Annotated in this window: 12 protein-coding genes and 1 pseudogene; 5 read left to right on the forward strand and 8 right to left on the reverse strand. The window is 57.7% G+C overall.

Annotated elements, in window-relative coordinates; translation table 11 throughout:
* Positions 1–2 precede the first annotated feature (2 nt).
* The 6 genes and pseudogenes from ACOYXH_RS00670 to ACOYXH_RS00695 all read right to left on the reverse strand — a co-directional run bounded on the left by ACOYXH_RS00670 (position 3) and on the right by ACOYXH_RS00695 (position 9,744).
* Positions 3–1,013, reverse strand: coding sequence for an ABC transporter permease subunit (locus tag ACOYXH_RS00670; protein ID WP_075947650.1), 1,011 nt, complete (start codon positions 1,011–1,013; stop codon positions 3–5).
* Between the two features lie 73 nt (positions 1,014–1,086).
* Positions 1,087–2,682: an ABC transporter substrate-binding protein gene (locus ACOYXH_RS00675; RefSeq protein ID WP_095125387.1), complete on the reverse strand. Its 1,596-nt coding sequence runs from the start codon at positions 2,680–2,682 to the stop codon at positions 1,087–1,089.
* 77 nt (positions 2,683–2,759) lie between these two features.
* Positions 2,760–4,181 carry an OprD family porin gene (locus tag ACOYXH_RS00680; protein WP_093435862.1) on the reverse strand — a complete coding sequence of 474 codons (1,422 nt, stop codon included), beginning with the start codon at positions 4,179–4,181 and terminating at the stop codon, positions 2,760–2,762.
* 176 nt (positions 4,182–4,357) lie between these two features.
* A complete protein-coding gene (locus ACOYXH_RS00685; protein ID WP_095049736.1) occupies positions 4,358–5,956 on the reverse strand; it encodes an ABC transporter substrate-binding protein in 1,599 nt (532 codons plus the stop codon).
* A gap of 301 nt (positions 5,957–6,257) precedes the next feature.
* On the reverse strand, positions 6,258–7,883 hold the full coding sequence (locus ACOYXH_RS00690; protein WP_007917611.1) for an ABC transporter substrate-binding protein: 1,626 nt from the start codon (positions 7,881–7,883) through the stop codon (positions 6,258–6,260).
* Between the two features lie 260 nt (positions 7,884–8,143).
* Positions 8,144–9,744: pseudogene (locus ACOYXH_RS00695) on the reverse strand (ABC transporter substrate-binding protein).
* Between the two features lie 1,302 nt (positions 9,745–11,046).
* On the opposite strand from ACOYXH_RS00695, the gene ACOYXH_RS00700 reads away from it, so the two are divergent.
* Both ACOYXH_RS00700 and ACOYXH_RS00705 read left to right on the forward strand, forming a co-directional pair.
* The gene (locus tag ACOYXH_RS00700; RefSeq protein WP_095049738.1) at positions 11,047–11,403 is read left to right on the forward strand and encodes a DUF6124 family protein; all 357 of its coding nucleotides are present in this window, start codon (positions 11,047–11,049) and stop codon (positions 11,401–11,403) included.
* Between the two features lie 328 nt (positions 11,404–11,731).
* The gene (locus ACOYXH_RS00705) at positions 11,732–11,893 is read left to right on the forward strand and encodes a hypothetical protein (RefSeq protein ID WP_176471283.1); all 162 of its coding nucleotides are present in this window, start codon (positions 11,732–11,734) and stop codon (positions 11,891–11,893) included.
* A gap of 121 nt (positions 11,894–12,014) precedes the next feature.
* Here ACOYXH_RS00705 and ACOYXH_RS00710 read toward each other — a convergent pair whose 3' ends face one another.
* Both ACOYXH_RS00710 and ACOYXH_RS00715 read right to left on the reverse strand, forming a co-directional pair.
* Positions 12,015–12,731 carry an SIMPL domain-containing protein gene (locus ACOYXH_RS00710; RefSeq protein WP_460410186.1) on the reverse strand — a complete coding sequence of 239 codons (717 nt, stop codon included), beginning with the start codon at positions 12,729–12,731 and terminating at the stop codon, positions 12,015–12,017.
* Between the two features lie 200 nt (positions 12,732–12,931).
* Positions 12,932–13,873, reverse strand: coding sequence for an IS110 family transposase (locus tag ACOYXH_RS00715; protein ID WP_220558825.1), 942 nt, complete (start codon positions 13,871–13,873; stop codon positions 12,932–12,934).
* A 348-nt stretch (positions 13,874–14,221) separates the two neighbouring features.
* On the opposite strand from ACOYXH_RS00715, the gene ACOYXH_RS00720 reads away from it, so the two are divergent.
* From ACOYXH_RS00720 to ACOYXH_RS00730, 3 genes are all read left to right on the forward strand, one after another.
* Positions 14,222–15,484 carry an ATP-binding protein gene (locus ACOYXH_RS00720; RefSeq protein ID WP_038357512.1) on the forward strand — a complete coding sequence of 421 codons (1,263 nt, stop codon included), beginning with the start codon at positions 14,222–14,224 and terminating at the stop codon, positions 15,482–15,484.
* A complete protein-coding gene (locus ACOYXH_RS00725) occupies positions 15,477–16,037 on the forward strand; it encodes a response regulator transcription factor (RefSeq protein WP_003221630.1) in 561 nt (186 codons plus the stop codon). Before ACOYXH_RS00720 ends, ACOYXH_RS00725 begins: the two co-directional genes overlap by 8 nt.
* A gap of 96 nt (positions 16,038–16,133) precedes the next feature.
* Positions 16,134–17,861 (forward strand): ABC transporter ATP-binding protein/permease, encoded by a 1,728-nt coding sequence (locus tag ACOYXH_RS00730; protein ID WP_095125389.1) that lies wholly within the window; start codon positions 16,134–16,136, stop codon positions 17,859–17,861.
* Positions 17,862–17,902 lie beyond the last annotated feature (41 nt).

Below are 17,902 nucleotides of genomic sequence, written 5' to 3' on the forward strand. Positions count from 1 at the left end.
CCTCAGCGCTGATGACGGATGCGTGGGTTGGCAAAGCCGTAGAGGATGTCCACTACGAAGTTGACCAGAATCACCAGGCAGGCGATTAACAGGATGCCGTTTTGCACAACCGGGTAGTCCCGGGCGCCGATGGCTTCGATCAGCCATTTACCGATGCCGGGCCAGGAGAAAATCGTTTCGGTCAGAACCGCACCAGCGAGCAGAGTGCCGACTTGCAGGCCGACCACGGTGAGTACCGGAATCAGTGCGTTACGCAGACCGTGGACGAACACCACGCGCGACGGCGACAGGCCTTTGGCCCTGGCGGTGCGGATGTAGTCTTCGCGCAGCACTTCGAGCATCGACGAACGGGTCATCCGCGCGATCACTGCCAGCGGGATGGTACCGAGGACGATGGCCGGCAGGATCAGGTGATGCAGCGCGTCGAAGAACGCCCCGACGTCATCGGCCAGCAGCGTGTCGATCAGCATGAAGCCGGTGCGCGGCTCGATGTCGTAGAGCAGGTCGATCCGCCCGGAAACCGGGGTCCAGCCCAGGCTCACCGAGAAGAACATGATCAGGATCAGGCCCCACCAGAAGATCGGCATCGAATAACCCGCGAGGGAGATGCCCATCACCCCGTGGTCGAACAATGATCCTCGCTTGAGTGCCGCGATCACCCCGGCCAGAAGGCCCAGAATGCCGGCGAACAGCAGGGCGGCCATGGACAGTTCCAGGGTCGCCGGGAAGAGGGAGGTGAACTCGGTCCATACGCTTTCACGCGTGCGCAGGGATTCGCCGAGATCGCCGTGAGCCAGTTTGCCGATGTAGTCCAGATACTGGGCATACAGCGGCTTGTTCAGACCTAGGCGTTCCATTGCCTGAGCGTGCATTTCGGGGTCGACCCGACGTTCGCCCATCATCACTTCCACGGGGTCGCCCGGAATCATGCGAATCAACGCGAAAGTCAGCAAGGTGATGCCGAAAAACGTGGGGATCAACAACCCCAGTCGGCGGGCAATAAAACTAAACATCGTGTGTGGTACCTCATCAGCCGGTTAGGCGTGCCCGGCATCCCTGGGGTCAGGGACGCCGGGAGTTTCTTATCTACTTCACCTGGGTGGTGGCGAAGTTATTAGTGGTGAGAGGGCTGATGTGATAGCCCTCTACGTTGTTGCGCATTGCGGTAAACATCCTGGTGTGGGCCATGCTGATCCATGGCTGATCCTGATTAAACAGCACTTGCGCCTGTTCGTAGAGCTTTGCGCGTTCGGCCGGATCTACTTTAGCCCGTGCTTCATCCAGCAGTGCCTGGAATTTCTCGTTGCACCAGCGAGCATAGTTCTCGCCATTTTTTGCCGCTTCGCAACTGAGCATAGGCGTCAGGAAGTTATCCGGGTCGCCGTTGTCGCCCGCCCATCCGGCAGACACCATGTCGTGCTCACCGGCCTTGGCGCGTTTAAGCATTTCGCCCCATTCCATCACGCGAATGTCGATCTTGATCCCGACTTTCGCCAGGTCAGCCTGCATCATTTGCGCGCCGAGCATCGGGTTGGGGTTGGTCGGACCGCCACCGTTGCGGGTGAACAGGGTAAACACGGTGCCTTCCGGAACCCCGGCTTCCTTGAGCAGCTTGCGGGCGGCGTCGAGGTCACGTGGCGGGTTCTTCATGTCGTGGTTGTAGCCGAGCAGGGTCGGCGGGTACGGGTTGACCGCGACCGACGCATTGCCTTTGCCGAACAGCGCGTTGACATAGGCTTCTTTGTCGAAGGCGATATCGATCGCCTTACGCACGCGTACGTCACTCATGTACTTGTGCTGGGTGTTCATGGCGATGTACGAGACGGTCATCGCGTCGAGCTCATCGACTTTCAGGTTGCTGTCTTTCTTGATGCTCGGGATGTCATCCGGTTTCGGATACAGGGCGATCTGGCACTCGTTGGCCTTGAGCTTCTGCAGGCGCACGTTGTTGTCGGTGGCGATCGCCAGGATCAGCGCATCAGCCGGCGCCTTGCCACGGAAGTAATCTGGGTTGGCCTTGAAACGCACCTGCGCGTCTTTTGCATAACGCTGGAAGATGAACGGGCCGGTGCCGATCGGCTTGTTGTTCAAGTCACCTGTCTTGTTGGCCTTGAGCAATTGGTCGGCGTATTCGGCCGGGTAGATCGAGGAGAACGCCATCGCGATGTCGGCCAGGAATGGCGCTTCGCGGCGGGTCAGGGTGAACTTGACCGTGTTGTCGTCGACTTTTTCGACGTTTTTCAGCAGTTCCTTGAAGCCCATGCTTTCAAAGTACGGGAAGCCCACGCTCGACAGTTTGTGCCATGGGTGATTCGGGTCCAGCTGACGCTGGAAGCTCCAGACCACGTCGTCGGCGTTCATGTCGCGGGTCGGCTTGAAATATTCGGTGGTGTGAAACTTGACGCCTTTGCGCAGGTGGAACGTGTAGGTCAGGCCGTCTTCGCTGATGTCCCAGGACTCGGCGAGAGCCGGGATCACTTCAGTGGTGCCGGGCTTGAAGTCGGCCAGGCGGTTGAAGATGGTTTCGGCCACAGCGTCCGCCGTGACTGCAGTTGTGTACTGGACCATATCGAAGCCTTCCGGACTGGCTTCGGTGCAGACCACCAAGGGTTTGGCCGAGACGCCGACAGCGACACTCAGCAACGCAGCCGCGATGGCCGCACGTAGGGGAAGCATTTTCATCGATAACCCTCTGCAATCGGTTGAAGACAAAAAGCCGAACGGCCGACTCATCATGAGTCAGCCGTCGGCTGGCGTTTTTACAGGATGTTGAATGGAATCGTGGTCACGAGACGGAACTCGTTGATGTTGCCGTCAGCCTGATGCTCGCTGGCGCGGTGCGTGGTGTACGTCGCGCGAATCGCGGTGGCTTTGAGCGGACCGCTCTGCACGGCGTAGGAAGCACCGATGCCGTATTCGTAGTGGGATTCGCCGTCCATCAGACTCAGATCGCCGCGCTTGTCATCTGGAATGGTGTAAGCGGTGCCACGGTAGTGAGTACCGTCGATGCCCCAGCCGCGAGCCTGGTAGATGTTGAACTTCAGACCTGGCACGCCATACTCGGCCATGTTGATGCCGTAGGCGATCTGGAAGGATTTCTCGTTCGGGCCGTTGAAGTCCGACAGCAGGGAGTTGGCCAGGTAGATGCCGTTGGTTTCGTGCAGGTAGTCGAAGTACTCGTTACCGTTCACTTGCTGATACGAGAAGGTCAGGCTGTGGGCCTGGTGGGTCAGTCCCAAGGACAGCGAGTAGGTATCGTTGTCGATGTTGCCCATCAACTTTTTGCCTTCGTCGACGGTCTTGTAGTAGTTCAGGCCGGTGGTCAGGCTCAATACCTGGCTGTCACCCAATTCGTGGGTTCCGCCGAAGTAGTACTGGTTCCAGAAGTCTTCGACGTTGGCGACGTACAGGCTGGTTTTCAGGCTTTTGAGCGGCTGATAGTTCACGCCCGCGGTGTAGACCTTGTCGGTTTCTTCGCCGTTGGCGCCGTATTCGGAACGGAATTTCGACAGGCTCTGCTCGGTACGTGGCGAGACGCGGTCGAAACCGGCGAGGTCGAACGACAGGTTGTTCAACTCTTCGCTATGCAGACTGATCCCTTCAAAGCTCGAAGGCAGCGGACGGTTGCCAATAACATCGACAATCGGCGTGCTGAAGTTCTGGCGACCTGCGGTCAACGTGGTGTTGGACACGCGGAACTTGACGTTGGCCAGACCCAGTTTGCTCCACTGGTCGACCGCATCACCGTCGGAATGGGCGAGGGTGCGGTTGGAGCCGCCAGCAATATCCTTGCGGTCACGGTCGAGAACGATGGCGTTGTAAGCGGCAACTTCGGTGCTCACGCCAACGGTGCCTTGGGTGAAGCCCGAGGTGTAGTTGACGATGGTGCCCTGAACCCAGTTGATACGACGCGGGGTCTTTGTTCTTACCGTTGGCGAGGTGTATTTGTCGCTGTTTTTCACGTAGCTGAAGCTGTCGTCACGACGACGCAGTTCATTGGCGTACCAGTTACGGGTTGTGCCGCCCAGGCTTTGTCCATCGATAAAGCCTTTGGCCTCGCTTTGGGCGCTACTGCCGGCCAATGTGGTAGGGACGAACTCCTGACTTGCAGGTTCTGCGTACGCCGTGGCGGTGATGCTGCTAATGGCCAGGGCCAGTATCGCGGTGCTGCTCAGTTTCATGGGTGAAGCTCCTTTACTTTCTTTTTATGCCGGCTTTTTTTTGGTATGCCGGTTATTGATTTAGAACTCGTTCACACATCGCAAACGTTTGCCAAAAGCCAGATTGGCGAATTTCGGCAAAGCGCTTGCGTGAGGGGCTAGACAGCGCCCCCCAGCATTGCGGCTAATCATCTGGTTTAATCGATACCGACACCCGAGAACACGTTGCGACCGAACGGGCTGACTTTGAAGCCCTCGATCCTGGCGCTTAACGGTTGGTTGACCGTCGAGTGGGCGACAGGCGTGATCGGCACTTGCTGTTTAAGCAATTGCTGAGCCTGTTTGTAGAGCACGGTGCGTTGGTCGCGGTCGGTGACGACCTTGGCCTCTTTGATCAGCTTGTCGTAAGCCGGATCGCACCACATGGAGTAGTTGTTGCCGCCGATGGCATCGCAGCTGTACAGCGTGCCGAGCCAGTTGTCCGGATCCCCGTTGTCACCGGTCCAGCCGATCAGGCTGACGTCGTGCTCGCCGTTCTTGGTGCGTTTGATGTACTCGCCCCATTCATAGCTGACGATCTTCACTTTCAGACCGATCTTGGCCCAGTCCGCCTGGAGCATTTCGGCCATCAGTTTGGCGTTCGGGTTGTACGGGCGCTGCACCGGCATCGCCCACAGGGTGATCTCGGTGCCTTCCTTGACGCCGGCAGCCTTGAGCAGCTCTTTGGCTTTTTCCGGGTTGTAGGCGGCGTCCTTGATGCTGTCGTCGTAGGACCATTGAGTCGGCGGCATGGCGTTGACGGCCAGTTGGCCGGCGCCTTGATAAACAGCGTTGAGAATCCCTTGTTTATTCACCGCCATGTCCAGCGCCTGGCGCACTTCGAGCTGGTCGAATGGCTTGTGGCGAACGTTGTAGGCGATGTAGCCGAGGTTGAAACCCGGCTTGGAAATCAGTTGCAGTTTCGGGTCGGCCTTCAACGCTTCAACATCGGCTGGGCGCGGATGCAAGGTGATCTGGCATTCGCCAGCCTTGAGCTTCTGCACGCGCACCGAGGCGTCGGTGTTGATCGCGAAGATCAGGTTGTCGAGTTTGACCCGGCTCGGATCCCAGTAATGTTTATTACCGGTGTAACGAATGTTCGAGTCTTTCTGATAACTCTTGAACACGAACGGCCCGGTGCCGATCGGTTTCTGGTTGATGTCGCTTGGCTTGCCTTCGGCCAGCAGCTTGTCGGCGTATTCGGCGGACAGGATGGCGGCGAAGCTCATGGCGATGTTCTGGATGAACGCGGCGTCGACGCTGTTGAGCGTGAACTCCACGGTCAGCGGCCCGGTCTTCTCGACCTTGGCGATGTTCTTGTTCAGGCTCATCCCGTTAAAATACGGGAATTCGGTGGGGTACGCCTTACGGAAAGGTTGCTGGGCATCGAGCATGCGATTAAACGTGAACAGCACGTCGTCGGCGTTGAAATCGCGGGTTGGTTTGAAGTACGGCGTTGTATGAAATTTCACACCTTCACGCAGGTGAAAGGTGTACTTGAGGCCGTCCTCGGAAATGTCCCACGTGGTTGCCAGGCCCGGAACGACATTGGTCGCGCCTTTTTCGAACTCGACCAGACGGTTGTAGATCGGTTCGGCGGCGTCGTTATCGGTCGCTGTCGTGTACTGCGCAGTGTCAAAGCCCGCCGGACTGCCTTCAGAGCAGAACACCAGACTTTTGCTGGCGGCGAAACTGGCGGACGAGGCGGCCAGCAGGCCGGCACCCAGCAATGCGGAATAAATCAAGGTATGGCGCATGACGCTCCCTCTTTTTTTAGTGTTGTTCAATGCACCGTCACCTCATCCAGAGACGTTTTGGTTGCATCGAGCTCAATCCAGTACGTACGGCAAACCGGTGGCCCACGCAGACACTGGTCAGTACCCGACGGTAGGGGCCGCGGTTCTGGCAGTAAATGCGTAAATGCCTCAAATCTCGTAGGAAAAGGCGACGCGTCCTATACCTCTGCAGTAATCCGCAGCGGAATTGGTTGTAGGCAATTTCCTAGCTTCCCGGCAGGTAAAACAACGGCGACGTTAAAAACGTCGCCGCTGCAGTGCCTTATTTGCTGACGCTGACGCCGTAGAAGGAGTTCAAGCCAAATGGGCTGATCTTGAAATCCTGCACGTTGGCGCGCATGGGTTGGTACACCGTCGAGTGAGCGATAGGTGTCATAGGGACTGCATCTTTGAGGACGTGTTGCGCCTGTTTGTACAGTTCGGTGCGCTTGCCCTGATCGGTCGTGCGCTTGGCTTCTTTGACGAGGCCATCGAACTTCTTGTCGCACCACTTGGAGAAGTTGTTGCCGCTGAGCGAGTCGCAACCGAACAGCACGTTCAGCCAGTTGTCCGGATCACCATTGTCACCGCTCCAGCCAATGATCATGGCCTGGTTCTCGCCACCTTTGGAGCGCTTGATGTACTCGCCCCATTCGTAGCTGGTGATCTTCACTTTCAAGCCGATCTTGGCCCAGTCGGACTGGAGCATTTCAGCCATCAGTTTGGCGTTCGGGTTGTACGGACGCTGCACCGGCATCGCCCACAGAACGATTTCGGTACCTTCCTTGACGCCAGCTTCCTTCAGCAGTTGCTTGGCTTTCTCAGGATCGTACTTGGCGTCCTTGATGGTGGTGTCGTAAGACCACTGGGTCGGCGGCATGGCGTTGACGGCCAGTTGGCCGGCGCCCTGGTAAACCGAGTCGATGATCTGTGGCTTGTTGACGGCCATGTCCAGCGCCTGACGTACGCGCAGGTCTGCCAGCGGGTTGGCCTCGTTGCTGCCCTTGACCTTGTCCATCACGTTGTAGGCGATGTAACCCAGGTTGAAGCCAGCCTGGTCAGGCATCTTCAGGGTCTTGTCTTCTTTCAGCGCTTTCAGATCGGCCGGACGCGGGAACAGGGTGACTTGGCACTCGTTCTTTTTCAGCTTCTGAATACGTACCGACGGGTCAGTGGTGATGGCGAAGATCAGGTTGTCGATCTTCACATCCTCAGGCTTCCAGTAATCCTTGTTGCCGGTGTAACGGATGTTGGAGTCTTTCTGATAGCTCTTGAACACGAACGGACCAGTGCCGATCGGCTTCTGGTTGATGTCGGCAGCCTTGCCTTCTTTCAGCAGCTGCGCTGCGTACTCGGCGGACTGTACCGAGGCGAAGCTCATCGCCATGTTCTGGATGAACGCGGCATCAACTTCTTTCAGAGTGAACTTGACGGTGTGGTCGTCGACTTTATCGATCTTGGTGATGTTGGTGTCCATCCCCATGTCGGTGAAGTACGGGAATTCGGTCGGGTACGCCTTACGGAACGGGTCATCCTTGTTAATCATGCGATTGAAGGTGAACAGCACGTCGTCGGCGTTGAACTCACGAGTCGGCTTGAAATACGGGGTGGTGTGGAACTTGACGCCTTCACGCAGGTGGAAGGTGTAAGTCAGGCCGTCATCGGAGATGTCCCACTTGGTCGCCAGACCAGGAATCACGGCGGTGCCGCCGCGCTCGAACTGGGTCAGACGGTTGAACATGGTTTCGGCTGAGGCGTCGAAGTCGGTTCCGGTGGTGTACTGGCCTGGGTCGAAACCGGCCGGGCTGCCTTCGGAGCAGAACACCAGGTTAGTCGCAGCGGATGCGAAAGGTGCGGAGGCTAACAAGCCTGCGCCGACTAAAAACGGAATGACCGCGTGTTTAAGCATGTTGGCCTCATGATTTGTTGTCATTTTTTAGTTGTGAGGTACGACCTCGTGAGTCGTGCCTGCGGATACTTATGCAGGGGCCATACCCATTGCAAGATCCAGAACGACTGCTGGCCTCAAAGCGTGGCACGAACGTACCTTAATGTCGCATCTGTATAACTTCTGACGCATTTGACCGTTTGCGGGTGGTTTTTACGGTGCAAATGAAGCCCCAAAACGGTGCGCCGGTCACGTTGTGCGCGCCGCCTTGGGGCTTGGTGTTACTTATTTATACCCACGCCATAGAAGGGGGTTAGACCGAACGGGCTGATCCGGAAGTCAGTGACTTCCTTGCGCAGCGGCTGGAACACCGTGGAGTTGGCAATCGGTGTGATCGGCACCTGCTGTTTGAGGATCAGTTGCGCCTGTTGATACAGTTTTACCCGTTGATCTTTGTCGGTGGACAACTTGGCCTGTTGCACCAGTTTGTCGTAGGCCGGATCGCACCATTTGGCGTAGTTGCTGCCTTTACCGCCGCGCAGCTGTAGAGCACGCCCAGCCAGTTGTCCGGGTCACCGTTGTCACCTGTCCAGCCATAGATCATGGCGTCGTGTTCGCCATTTTTTGCGCGTTTGATGTACTCGCCCCATTCGTAGCTGACGATGTTGGCCTTGATGCCGATTTTCTCCCAATCCTGCTGGATCATCTGCGCCGACATCCGCGCATTCGGGTTTGAGGCGCGTTGCACTGTCATCGCCCAAAGGTTGATGGTTGTACCCGGCGCAACCCCTGCTTCTTTCAGTAGCACCCGTGCTTTTGCCGGGTCGTAGGGAGCGTCCTTGATGTTCGGGTCATACGACCATTGCGCCGGCGGCAAGGCGTTTTGGGCCAGCTGGCCGGCGCTTTGGTAGACGGCTTTGATGATTGCCGGTTTGTCGATGGCCATGTCCAGCGCCTGTCGCACCTTGAGCTGGTCGAGTGGCGCGTGGGTGGTGTTGTAGGCGAGGAAACCGAGGTTGAAACCGGCCTGTTTGAGCACGCGCAGATTCGGGTCTTTTTCCATCACTTCGATATCGGCCGGGCGTGGGTAGCCGCTGACCTGGCATTCGCCGGCCTTGAGTTTTTGCAGGCGCACGGCGGCGTCCGGGGTGATCGAGAAAATCAGGTTGTCGATCTTCACGTCTTCGGGTTTCCAGTAGGCCGTGTTGGCGGCGTAGCGGATTTGCGAGTCCTTTTGGTAGCGCTTGAACACGAACGGGCCGGTGCCGATCGGTTTCTGGTTGAGGTCGGCGGCTTTGCCTTCCTTCAACAGTTGCGCGGCGTATTCGGCAGATTGCACCGAGGCGAAGCTCATGGCGAGGTTTTGCACGAAGGCGGCGTCGACGTTGTTGAGGTTGAAGCGCACGGTTTGCTCGTCGATTTTTTCTACCGATTTGATTGTGGTGTTGAGGCCCATGTCGGTGAAGTACGGGGACTCGGCGGGGTAGGCCTTGCGGAAGGCGTTATCCGGGTCGAGCAGGCGCTGGAAGGTGAAGAGGACGTCGTCGGCGTTGAAGTCGCGGGTGGGTTTGAAGTAGTCGGTGGTGTGGAATTTTACGTTTTGGCGCAGGTGGAAGGTGTATTGCAGGCCGTCGCTGGAGACGTCCCATTTTGTCGCCAGGCCGGGTTCGATGTCGGTGCCGCCGCGTTTGAATTGGGTGAGGCGGTTGAAGACGGTTTCGGCGGAGGCGTCGAAGTCGGTGCCGCTGGTGTATTGGCTGGGGTCGAAGCCGGCGGGGCTGGCTTCGGAGCAGTAGACCAGGGTTGTGGCGGCGTTGGCGATTGGGGCTATGGCGGTTAGTGCGAGGGAGATCAAGAGCGGTTTTAGGGTGGATCTTGGCATGGGGTCCCCGGGGAATCGGCGGTGGTAATCGTGGAAGAGTAGCTGGGGCGGGGGTGTTGGCGGAAATATCGTTTTTCCTGTTGAAGTTTCTATCTCGGTATATCTAGCGCTTGTGTGTATATCCGTTGGTGCGGTAACGGCGGCTTAGGGTTTCGCCCTTACGGCGACTCACTTTTTTTCAAACGCCAAAAAAAGTAAGCAAAAAACGCTTGCTCCTACGTGCGGCCCGCTCGCTGGGGCTCGGGGTCCCTTCGCTGCGGGAACGATCCGGGCGCAGCGTCTCCGGTTTGCTTCGCTGCACCTACTCCCGCTGTGTTTGGCTTCGCCAAACGGTCGCTGCGCTCCCACGCCCGGATCAATCCCTCCGCTCAGCCTTCCGACGTCGCCCGTGGATCAAGATCAAAAGCAGGCGAGCTGACACTCGGCCTAGTGAGTGGTGAAGAGCGGGTGTTCGGCTTTGGTTTTTTGGTGGATTCGCCCCTCACCCCAGCCCTCTCCCGGAGGGAGAGGGGGCCGATTTGTGTGTTTTTCAAAGCCTCAGTTCGACGCGGTATCGCACGTCGGCGTAGTTCTCCCAAACAACTCGGTCAGTCCCCTCTCCCTCCGGGAGAGGGCTAGGGTGAGGGGCTTTTGATCTGTTTCAGAATCTGAGTTCAACACGGCAATCGCACGTCGGCGTAACTCTCCCAAACAACACGGTCAGTCCCCTCTCCCTCTGTGAGAGGGCTAGGGTGAGGGGCTTTTGATCTGTTGCAGAATCTGAGTTCAACACGGCAATCGCACGTCGGCGTAACTCTCCCAAACAACACGGTCAGTCCCCTCACCCTATGGGAGAAGGCTAGGGTGAGGGGCTTTTGATCTGTTTCAGAATCTGAGTTCAACACGGCAATCGCACGTCGGCGTAACTCTCCCAAACAACACGGTCAGTCCCCTCACCCTCTGGGAGAGGGCTAGGGTGAGGGTTGGCTTTTGGCTGTTTAAATCTGATGCAAATAACCAGAACCTTCCCACAAGGTTTTCAGGTTGTCCGTCGGACGTGCGCTCTTTAGGCTCTGGGTGTCGCTGAAGACTCAGCGATCGGGAGGTGAGATTCCCGGTTATTGAATTTGGAAACCTGCACAAGCCCCTCCATAATCGCCGCCAGCTCATGCTGTCAGTAGTTTTTATGGCGGCTATGTACGGGCGGACTTTTGTCCGGCCGGGTTGGTTTCCTTACCGGTAATCTCACTCCGTACATAGTTGCCACCTCATTTCTCGAGTGAGATCGGAAATGAATGGCGTCAGTTCATAAGGAAATTTTCCATGGATAAATTGATACCTGACCCACCCCTCGATACCCCACTCGAAGACGCCATCCGCGCCGAAGACCAGATCAAAACCCGCGAAGCCATCAAACGCGCCCTGGATTTCTACCTCAGCCCCGACCCAGTCAAACCCCGGCAGCCCAGCACGATGTTCCTGATCCAGCCGAACATCGACACCGAAAGCCTGCTGACGCATGCCTGTGAGTCACTGGCGTCGGCGAACACGTTAACCGGTAACTTTGCCGATCAACTGGGTCGGCCCGAGCGTAATACGGCGTTGGCGATTCAGCAGATCATTATGCTGGCCGAGTTGGCGGTGAATCGGGCGCTGGATCGGGTTGATCCGCAGACCTGAGACCGTTTTATCGTTCTTCGCGAGCAGGTGGAACGCGTTCCCCTTGTAGGAGCGAGCGTGCTCGCTATGGAGCCGGTTCATTCACCAAAAATTCCAGGTACAAGAATGGTGATTGTCACCAGTAACGGCCCGGTTTTTTGGTTTCATAAGCAGATGAATGCTTGACTCAATGGCTTATTTCAATTCGATATGAAGTTCACCGAAAACCTGTAATTTATGACAGTAGATAATCTTTCCAATGCGCCTGAGTATTTCTTCAAGCCGAGTACGTTCCGCTACTGCAAGGAGCGACTTAGAGGCTTGAACGAAAACACATAAGGACTTGACCATGAGTTATCCGATTATTACTGACTACAAAGCCTTCAAGATTTACGAATATGAATGGGGCGCCTCCCGCTTTCAAGTTTGTTATAAGGACGGAACCCCTTATTCACAGTTATGCGCTACGAGGGAAGATGCACAGCGCATCGTCGATGCGATTGGGACTTAAACCTCTAGAACAGTAGAAGGCTTGTCTGACCTATCAACGTTGTCGCCTGCTTTGCGGGGGTTGTAGGGTGGAACCGGCGACCATGCTCTGATCGCCGGTTTTTCATTCAGCGCAGATCAAATCACTGCATCAACACTTCAATCGAGCCATCTGCCGTCATGCTCACCTGGCTGGTGCCCGCTTCAACTTCCGGTGTCACCGGCGCCGAATCCATCGCCGCCGCTTTCATCATCATCGGTGCGCGCAGGTACGGCTGCGGATAACCGTTGCTGTTGAGGTTCAGGTTGACGATTTTGTAGCCCTTGCCGCCCAGTGCGTCGGTGGCCAGTTGGGCGCGGGCCTTGAAGGCGGTCACTGCTTCTTTGAGCAACTGGTCTTCACTGGATTTGCGGGTCGGGTCGGCGATGGCGAAGTCCATGCCGCCCATTTTCAGGTCGCCCAGCAGTTCGCCGGTGAGTTTGGATAGGGCGGCGAAGTCGGCGCTTTCCAGGCGCAGTTCGGCGCGTTCACGCCAGCCGGTGATCTTCTGGCCTTTGGTGTCGTAGATCGGGTAGCTGTTGCGGCTGCCCTGGCGCAGGGTGATGTCTTTGACTTGCTTGGCCTGGGCCAGGGCCTTGTTCATGGTGGTGCTGACGTCGGCGGCGAGTTTGGCCGGGTCGGTGTTTTGTTCTTCGGTGTAGAGGGTGACGATCATCAGGTCGCGGGCCACTTCCGTGCTGACTTCGGCGCGCAGGGAAATCTGGTTGTAGTGCAGCTCATAGGCGGCCAGGGCCGGAAGGCTGGCGATGCTGCCGACGGTCAGGGCGAGAAGGGCGGCGCTGCGGCGAAATGTGTGCATGAAAGCTCCTTGATGAGGGCGCAGGTGATGGTTCGGGGGCCTGCGTGAAACCATCAGACTCTAGCTTTTATGATCCGGTTCGCCCAGTTACAACTTCTATACAGATGGCCGGGGCTGCTGCGCAGCCCTTCGCGAGCAGGTTCGCTCCCACAGGGGAATGCATTTCAAAGGTGGGAGATTCTATGGTTGAGGGGAAGCCCTCAACTGACTTTTGTCTGGTATTCGCTTTGCCCTTTCAGCAAGGCGAATACCACCCGAGCAAGTTTGCGAGCCAGCATCACCAACGCCTGCGTGGTGCTGAAACCCCGTGCTCTTTGGGCCTCGTAAAACCCTTTCCAGGCTTTCGTACGGCTAGCCGACATCGCAGCGTTGTGCAAAAGTCGGCGGGCCTCGGGGTCTCCGCGCTTGGTCAAGCTGCGGCGACCGTCCTTTTGCCCTGATTTCGATACCCTTAAATCCATGCCCAGGAAGGCGATAAACGCATCCGCGTTGCTAAATTCCCCCCGCTGAAACGCCGTGAGCAGGCGCGCTCCGGTCAGAAATCCAATGCCCTCAACTTTCAGGCAACGCTTCAATTGGCCGAGCAAACCGGCTTGTTTGAGCTGATCGTTGATCGTCTTTTCGATCATCGTTTCAAGCCGCTGCATGGATTTTATTTGTTCAGCAAAAGCTGCCTTCAATAGCGGCTCATTCGACCAGCTCTGCACCAGGCCGACCCTTGCCTGGACCAAAGCCGCGCGGCGGCGGAAAAGGCTCAGGAGCTGGCGGTACAGCGGTGATGGCGGGGTCCAGGGGCGCAACTCCTCGGCTTCGTTCTTCAGGTAACGGGCCAGCAACTTGGCGTCCAAGGCGTCGGTTTTGGCGCGGATCTTCACGCCTTCGCGGTAATGTTTGAGTTCATAGCCGCCCACCATGTAAATCGTGCAACCGGCCGCATAAGCCAAATCAGCGAATTCCAAGTGGTAGATGTTTGTAGCCTCAATGGCAATAGACACGGGGCCGAGCAAGGCCTTCAGCCACTGCTTAATGGATGTTTTGGTGTTGGGAATCGCTTCAAGCAGATCGCTATCGGCCTGATAAATCACCAGTTCATTTTTGGCGACATCCACGCCAACGATCGGATTTGATAGAGCGACTGGCATTGCCACAGGATTTCCTCCGGGATAAGGTTTGAGCACTTGAAGGGCTCACCCAGAGGCGCAGGCTTGTTCCTATCGTCGGTCTAGCCAGATGCATTCTTTATCGGCGCTTGGGTGAAAGGAGGAGGGGCGAAATCTCCCACGGTCTGTGCTGCGTCAACAGTCAGAATCGAGCCTTGTCCCTCCTCCTCCCTTCAAGTCCTACCATACAAGCGAGCCTGCTCGCGAAGGCGTCCTTATAGCCGCCGAAGATGTTTCCGCCATGTGGTCGTTTGCCGCACTTTCGCCTCTCAAGGCCGCGCGTTGGTTATACTCCGTGCGATCCGCCTGGAGCGCTCATCAGGAGAGCTCATGCTCGCCCCCGTACAACTGACTTCCGCCACTCGCCAGAACCTCTGGCGGCTGACTTTCATCCGCACCCTGGTGCTCGCCGCGCAGGCTGGCTCCGTAGGCCTGGCCTACTGGCTGCAATTGTTGCCGTTGCCGTGGGTGCAACTGGCGATGACCCTTGGCTGCTCGACGCTGCTCTGCGTGTTCACTGCCGTGCGTTTGCGCACTTCGTGGCCGGTGACCGAACTCGAATATGCGCTGCAACTGGCCTGTGATCTGGTGATCCACAGTGCGCTGCTGTATTTCTCCGGCGGTTCGACCAATCCGTTTGTTTCCTACTACCTGGTGCCGCTGACCATCGCCGCCGTGACGCTGCCATGGCGCTATTCGGTGATCCTGTCCGGCATCGCGCTGGCGCTGTACACCGTGATGCTGACGCGTTTCTATCCGCTGGAAACCTTGCCGGTCGCCCGTGAAAACCTGCAGATCTACGGCATGTGGCTGAGCTTTGCGCTGGCCGCTGCGGTGATCACCTTCTTCGCCGCGCGCATGGCTGAGGAGCTGCGCCGTCAGGAAGAGTTACGGGCGATCCGTCGTGAAGAAGGTTTGCGCGATCAGCAATTGCTCGCCGTCGCCACCCAGGCCGCTGGCGCTGCCCATGAACTGGGCACGCCGCTGGCGACCATGAGCGTGTTGCTCAAGGAAATGCAGCAGGACCATCCCGACCCGATGCTGCAGGACGATCTGAAGGTGCTGCAGGATCAGGTCAAACTCTGCAAGGAGACCTTGCAACAACTGGTGCGGGCCGCCGAAGCCAACCGGCGTCTGGCTGTCGAGATGCAGGACGTCACTGACTGGCTCGACGAAGCGCTGAACCGCTGGCATCTGATGCGTCCGGAGGCCAGTTATCGCTTCCACCGCCTCGGCCAAGGCACTGTGCCGCGCATGGCGCCGCCGCCGGATCTGACTCAGGCGCTGTTGAATCTGCTCAACAACGCCGCCGATGCCTGCCCGGAAAACCTCAAGGTGACCCTGGACTGGGACGCGGAAACCGTGACCATCAGCATTCGTGACCACGGCGCCGGTGTGCCGCTGGCCATCGCCGAGCAAATCGGCAAACCGTTTTTTACCACCAAGGGCAAAGGTTTCGGCCTGGGCCTGTTTTTGAGCAAGGCCAGCGTGACACGCGCCGGCGGCTCAGTGAAACTCTATAGTCATGAGGAAGGCGGCACGCTCACCGAGCTGCGCCTGCCCCACGGCGCCCGAGGAGACCAACATGAGTGACGAAATCCAAGTCGAAGGCGAAGAACTGCCGCATTTGCTGCTGGTCGACGACGACGCAACGTTCACCCGAGTAATGGCCCGTGCCATGGCTCGTCGTGGCTTTCGCGTCAGCACTGCCGGCTCGGCCGAAGAAGGCCTGACCATCGCCCAGGCAGACCTGCCTGATTATGCCGCGCTCGACCTGAAAATGGACGGCGACTCCGGCCTGGTGCTGCTGCCCAAACTGCTGGAGCTGGACCCGGAAATGCGCGTGGTGATCCTCACCGGTTACTCGAGCATTGCCACCGCCGTCGAGGCTATCAAGCGCGGCGCCTGCAACTATCTGTGCAAACCGGCCGACGCCGACGATGTGCTGGCTGCGTTGCTCTCCGAGCACGCCGACCTCGACAGTCTGGTGCCGGAAAACCCGATGTCGGTCGATCGCCTGCAGTGGGAACACATCCAGCGTGTGCTCACCGAACACGAAGGCAACATCTCCGCCACTGCCCGCGCCCTGGGCATGCACCGCCGCACCCTGCAGCGCAAACTGCAGAAGCGCCCGGTTCGTCGCTGAACCTGCGCTGAACGACTATCGCCAGCCCTCGCGATAAAACGCACCGATCATCTATGATCGGTGCGTGTCTGTTCTTTCCTATTTCGAGCCTTATCCATGAATCAGAACGCTGAATATTCCGCGGTCAACGATGCTGTGCGCGGGCAGTTTTTTCGCAAGGTTTGGGCGATGATCACGCCTTACTGGCGCAGCGAAGAGAAGGGCAAGGCCTGGACGCTGCTGATTGCCGTGATCGCGCTTACGCTGTTCAGCGTATGGATCGCGGTGTGGCTCAACAGTTGGTACAAGGATTTTTACAACGCCTTGCAGAAGAAGGACGAGGCGGCCTTCTGGCAGTTGATCCTGTATTTCTGCGGTATCGCGGCGGTGGCGATTCTCGGCTCCGTGTATCGCCAGTATCTGACGCAAATGCTGACCATCCGCTGGCGTGCCTGGCTCACCGAAAAGCATTTCACCCGGTGGCTGGAGCACAAGAACTACTACCAGCTGGAGCAGGGTGGCTATACCGATAACCCGGACCAGCGGATCTCCGAAGACCTTAATAAATTCACGGCCAACACACTGGCCCTTGGCTTGGGTCTGATCCGCACAGTCGTCAGTCTGGTGTCGTTCTCGATCATCCTGTGGGGCGTTTCCGGAAGCATTGAGGTGTTCGGTTTCACGGTTCCCGGTTACATGTTCTGGTGTGCATTGGTGTACGCGGTGATTGGTAGTTGGCTGACGCATTTGATTGGCAGGCGTCTGATCGGTTTGAACAACAACCAGCAACGTTTTGAAGCCGACCTGCGTTTCTCGATGGTGCGGGTTCGCGAGAATGCAGAGAGTATCGCCTTGTACAACGGCGAACCGAATGAAAACCGGCGCCTGAGTAACCGTTTCGGGCTGGTCTGGCACAATTTCTGGGACATCATGCGAGTGTCCAAGCGGCTGACGTTTTTTACCTCGGGTTATGAGCAGATCGCGATCATTTTTCCGTTCATGGTGGCTGCCCCACGGTACTTCAGCGGCAAAATCGAACTCGGTGAGCTGATGCAAATCAACTCGGCCTTCGGCAATGTGCAAGAGAACTTCAGCTGGTTCATCAGTGCTTATCAGGGACTGGCAGAGTGGCGCGCTACGTGTGACCGGTTGCTGAGTTTCCGCAATGCGATGAGCAACAACGAAGAACGCACCCCGGCCATCGATGTGCAGAATCAGGGCAGCGAATTGAAGGTGCACAACCTCGGTCTGGATCTGGCCGATGGTCGCCATCTGTTGACCAATGCCGATATGACTGTGGAACCCGGTGAGCGGGTGATGCTCAGCGGCCGTTCCGGCAGCGGCAAGTCGACGCTGCTGCGGGCGATGGGGCATTTGTGGCCGGCGGGGCACGGCAACATTCGTTTGCCGGCGGCGCGGTATCTGTTCCTGCCGCAGAAACCGTATCTGCCGATCGGCACTCTGCGCGAGGCGTTGAGTTATCCACAGCCGGGCGACAGTTACGCGCCGGAGCGTTATGCACAAGTGCTGGAAACCTGCCGCTTGCCGCATCTGATTGGGCGACTGGACGAGGCCAATCACTGGCAACGCATGCTCTCGCCGGGTGAGCAGCAACGACTGGCTTTCGCCCGTGCGTTGCTTTATGCACCGCAGTGGCTGTACATGGATGAGGCGACTTCGGCGATGGATGAAGAGGATGAAGCGACGCTGTATCAGGCGCTGATCGATCAGTTGCCGGGGCTGAGTATTGTCAGCGTTGGCCATCGCAGCAGCTTGAAACGCTTCCATCCACGGCACGTGCGGATCGACAGCGGCCATTTGGTTGAACAGACCGTGACCGCCTGATCACCGCTAACCCCCTGTAGGAGTGAGCCTGCTCGCGATAG

This window comes from Pseudomonas sp. Mb7, from assembly GCF_054790525.1.

Coding starts and splice junctions, on each gene's coding strand:
- ACOYXH_RS00670 (WP_075947650.1), bottom strand. CDS start 1,013: ATGTTTAGTTTTATTGCCCGCCGACTGGGGTTGTTGATCCCCACGTTT.
- ACOYXH_RS00675 (WP_095125387.1), bottom strand. CDS start 2,682: ATGAAAATGCTTCCCCTACGTGCGGCCATCGCGGCTGCGTTGCTGAGT.
- ACOYXH_RS00680 (WP_093435862.1), bottom strand. CDS start 4,181: ATGAAACTGAGCAGCACCGCGATACTGGCCCTGGCCATTAGCAGCATC.
- ACOYXH_RS00685 (WP_095049736.1), bottom strand. CDS start 5,956: ATGCGCCATACCTTGATTTATTCCGCATTGCTGGGTGCCGGCCTGCTG.
- ACOYXH_RS00690 (WP_007917611.1), bottom strand. CDS start 7,883: ATGCTTAAACACGCGGTCATTCCGTTTTTAGTCGGCGCAGGCTTGTTA.
- ACOYXH_RS00700 (WP_095049738.1), top strand. CDS start 11,047: ATGGATAAATTGATACCTGACCCACCCCTCGATACCCCACTCGAAGAC.
- ACOYXH_RS00705 (WP_176471283.1), top strand. CDS start 11,732: ATGAGTTATCCGATTATTACTGACTACAAAGCCTTCAAGATTTACGAA.
- ACOYXH_RS00710 (WP_460410186.1), bottom strand. CDS start 12,731: ATGCACACATTTCGCCGCAGCGCCGCCCTTCTCGCCCTGACCGTCGGC.
- ACOYXH_RS00715 (WP_220558825.1), bottom strand. CDS start 13,873: ATGCCAGTCGCTCTATCAAATCCGATCGTTGGCGTGGATGTCGCCAAA.
- ACOYXH_RS00720 (WP_038357512.1), top strand. CDS start 14,222: ATGCTCGCCCCCGTACAACTGACTTCCGCCACTCGCCAGAACCTCTGG.
- ACOYXH_RS00725 (WP_003221630.1), top strand. CDS start 15,477: ATGAGTGACGAAATCCAAGTCGAAGGCGAAGAACTGCCGCATTTGCTG.
- ACOYXH_RS00730 (WP_095125389.1), top strand. CDS start 16,134: ATGAATCAGAACGCTGAATATTCCGCGGTCAACGATGCTGTGCGCGGG.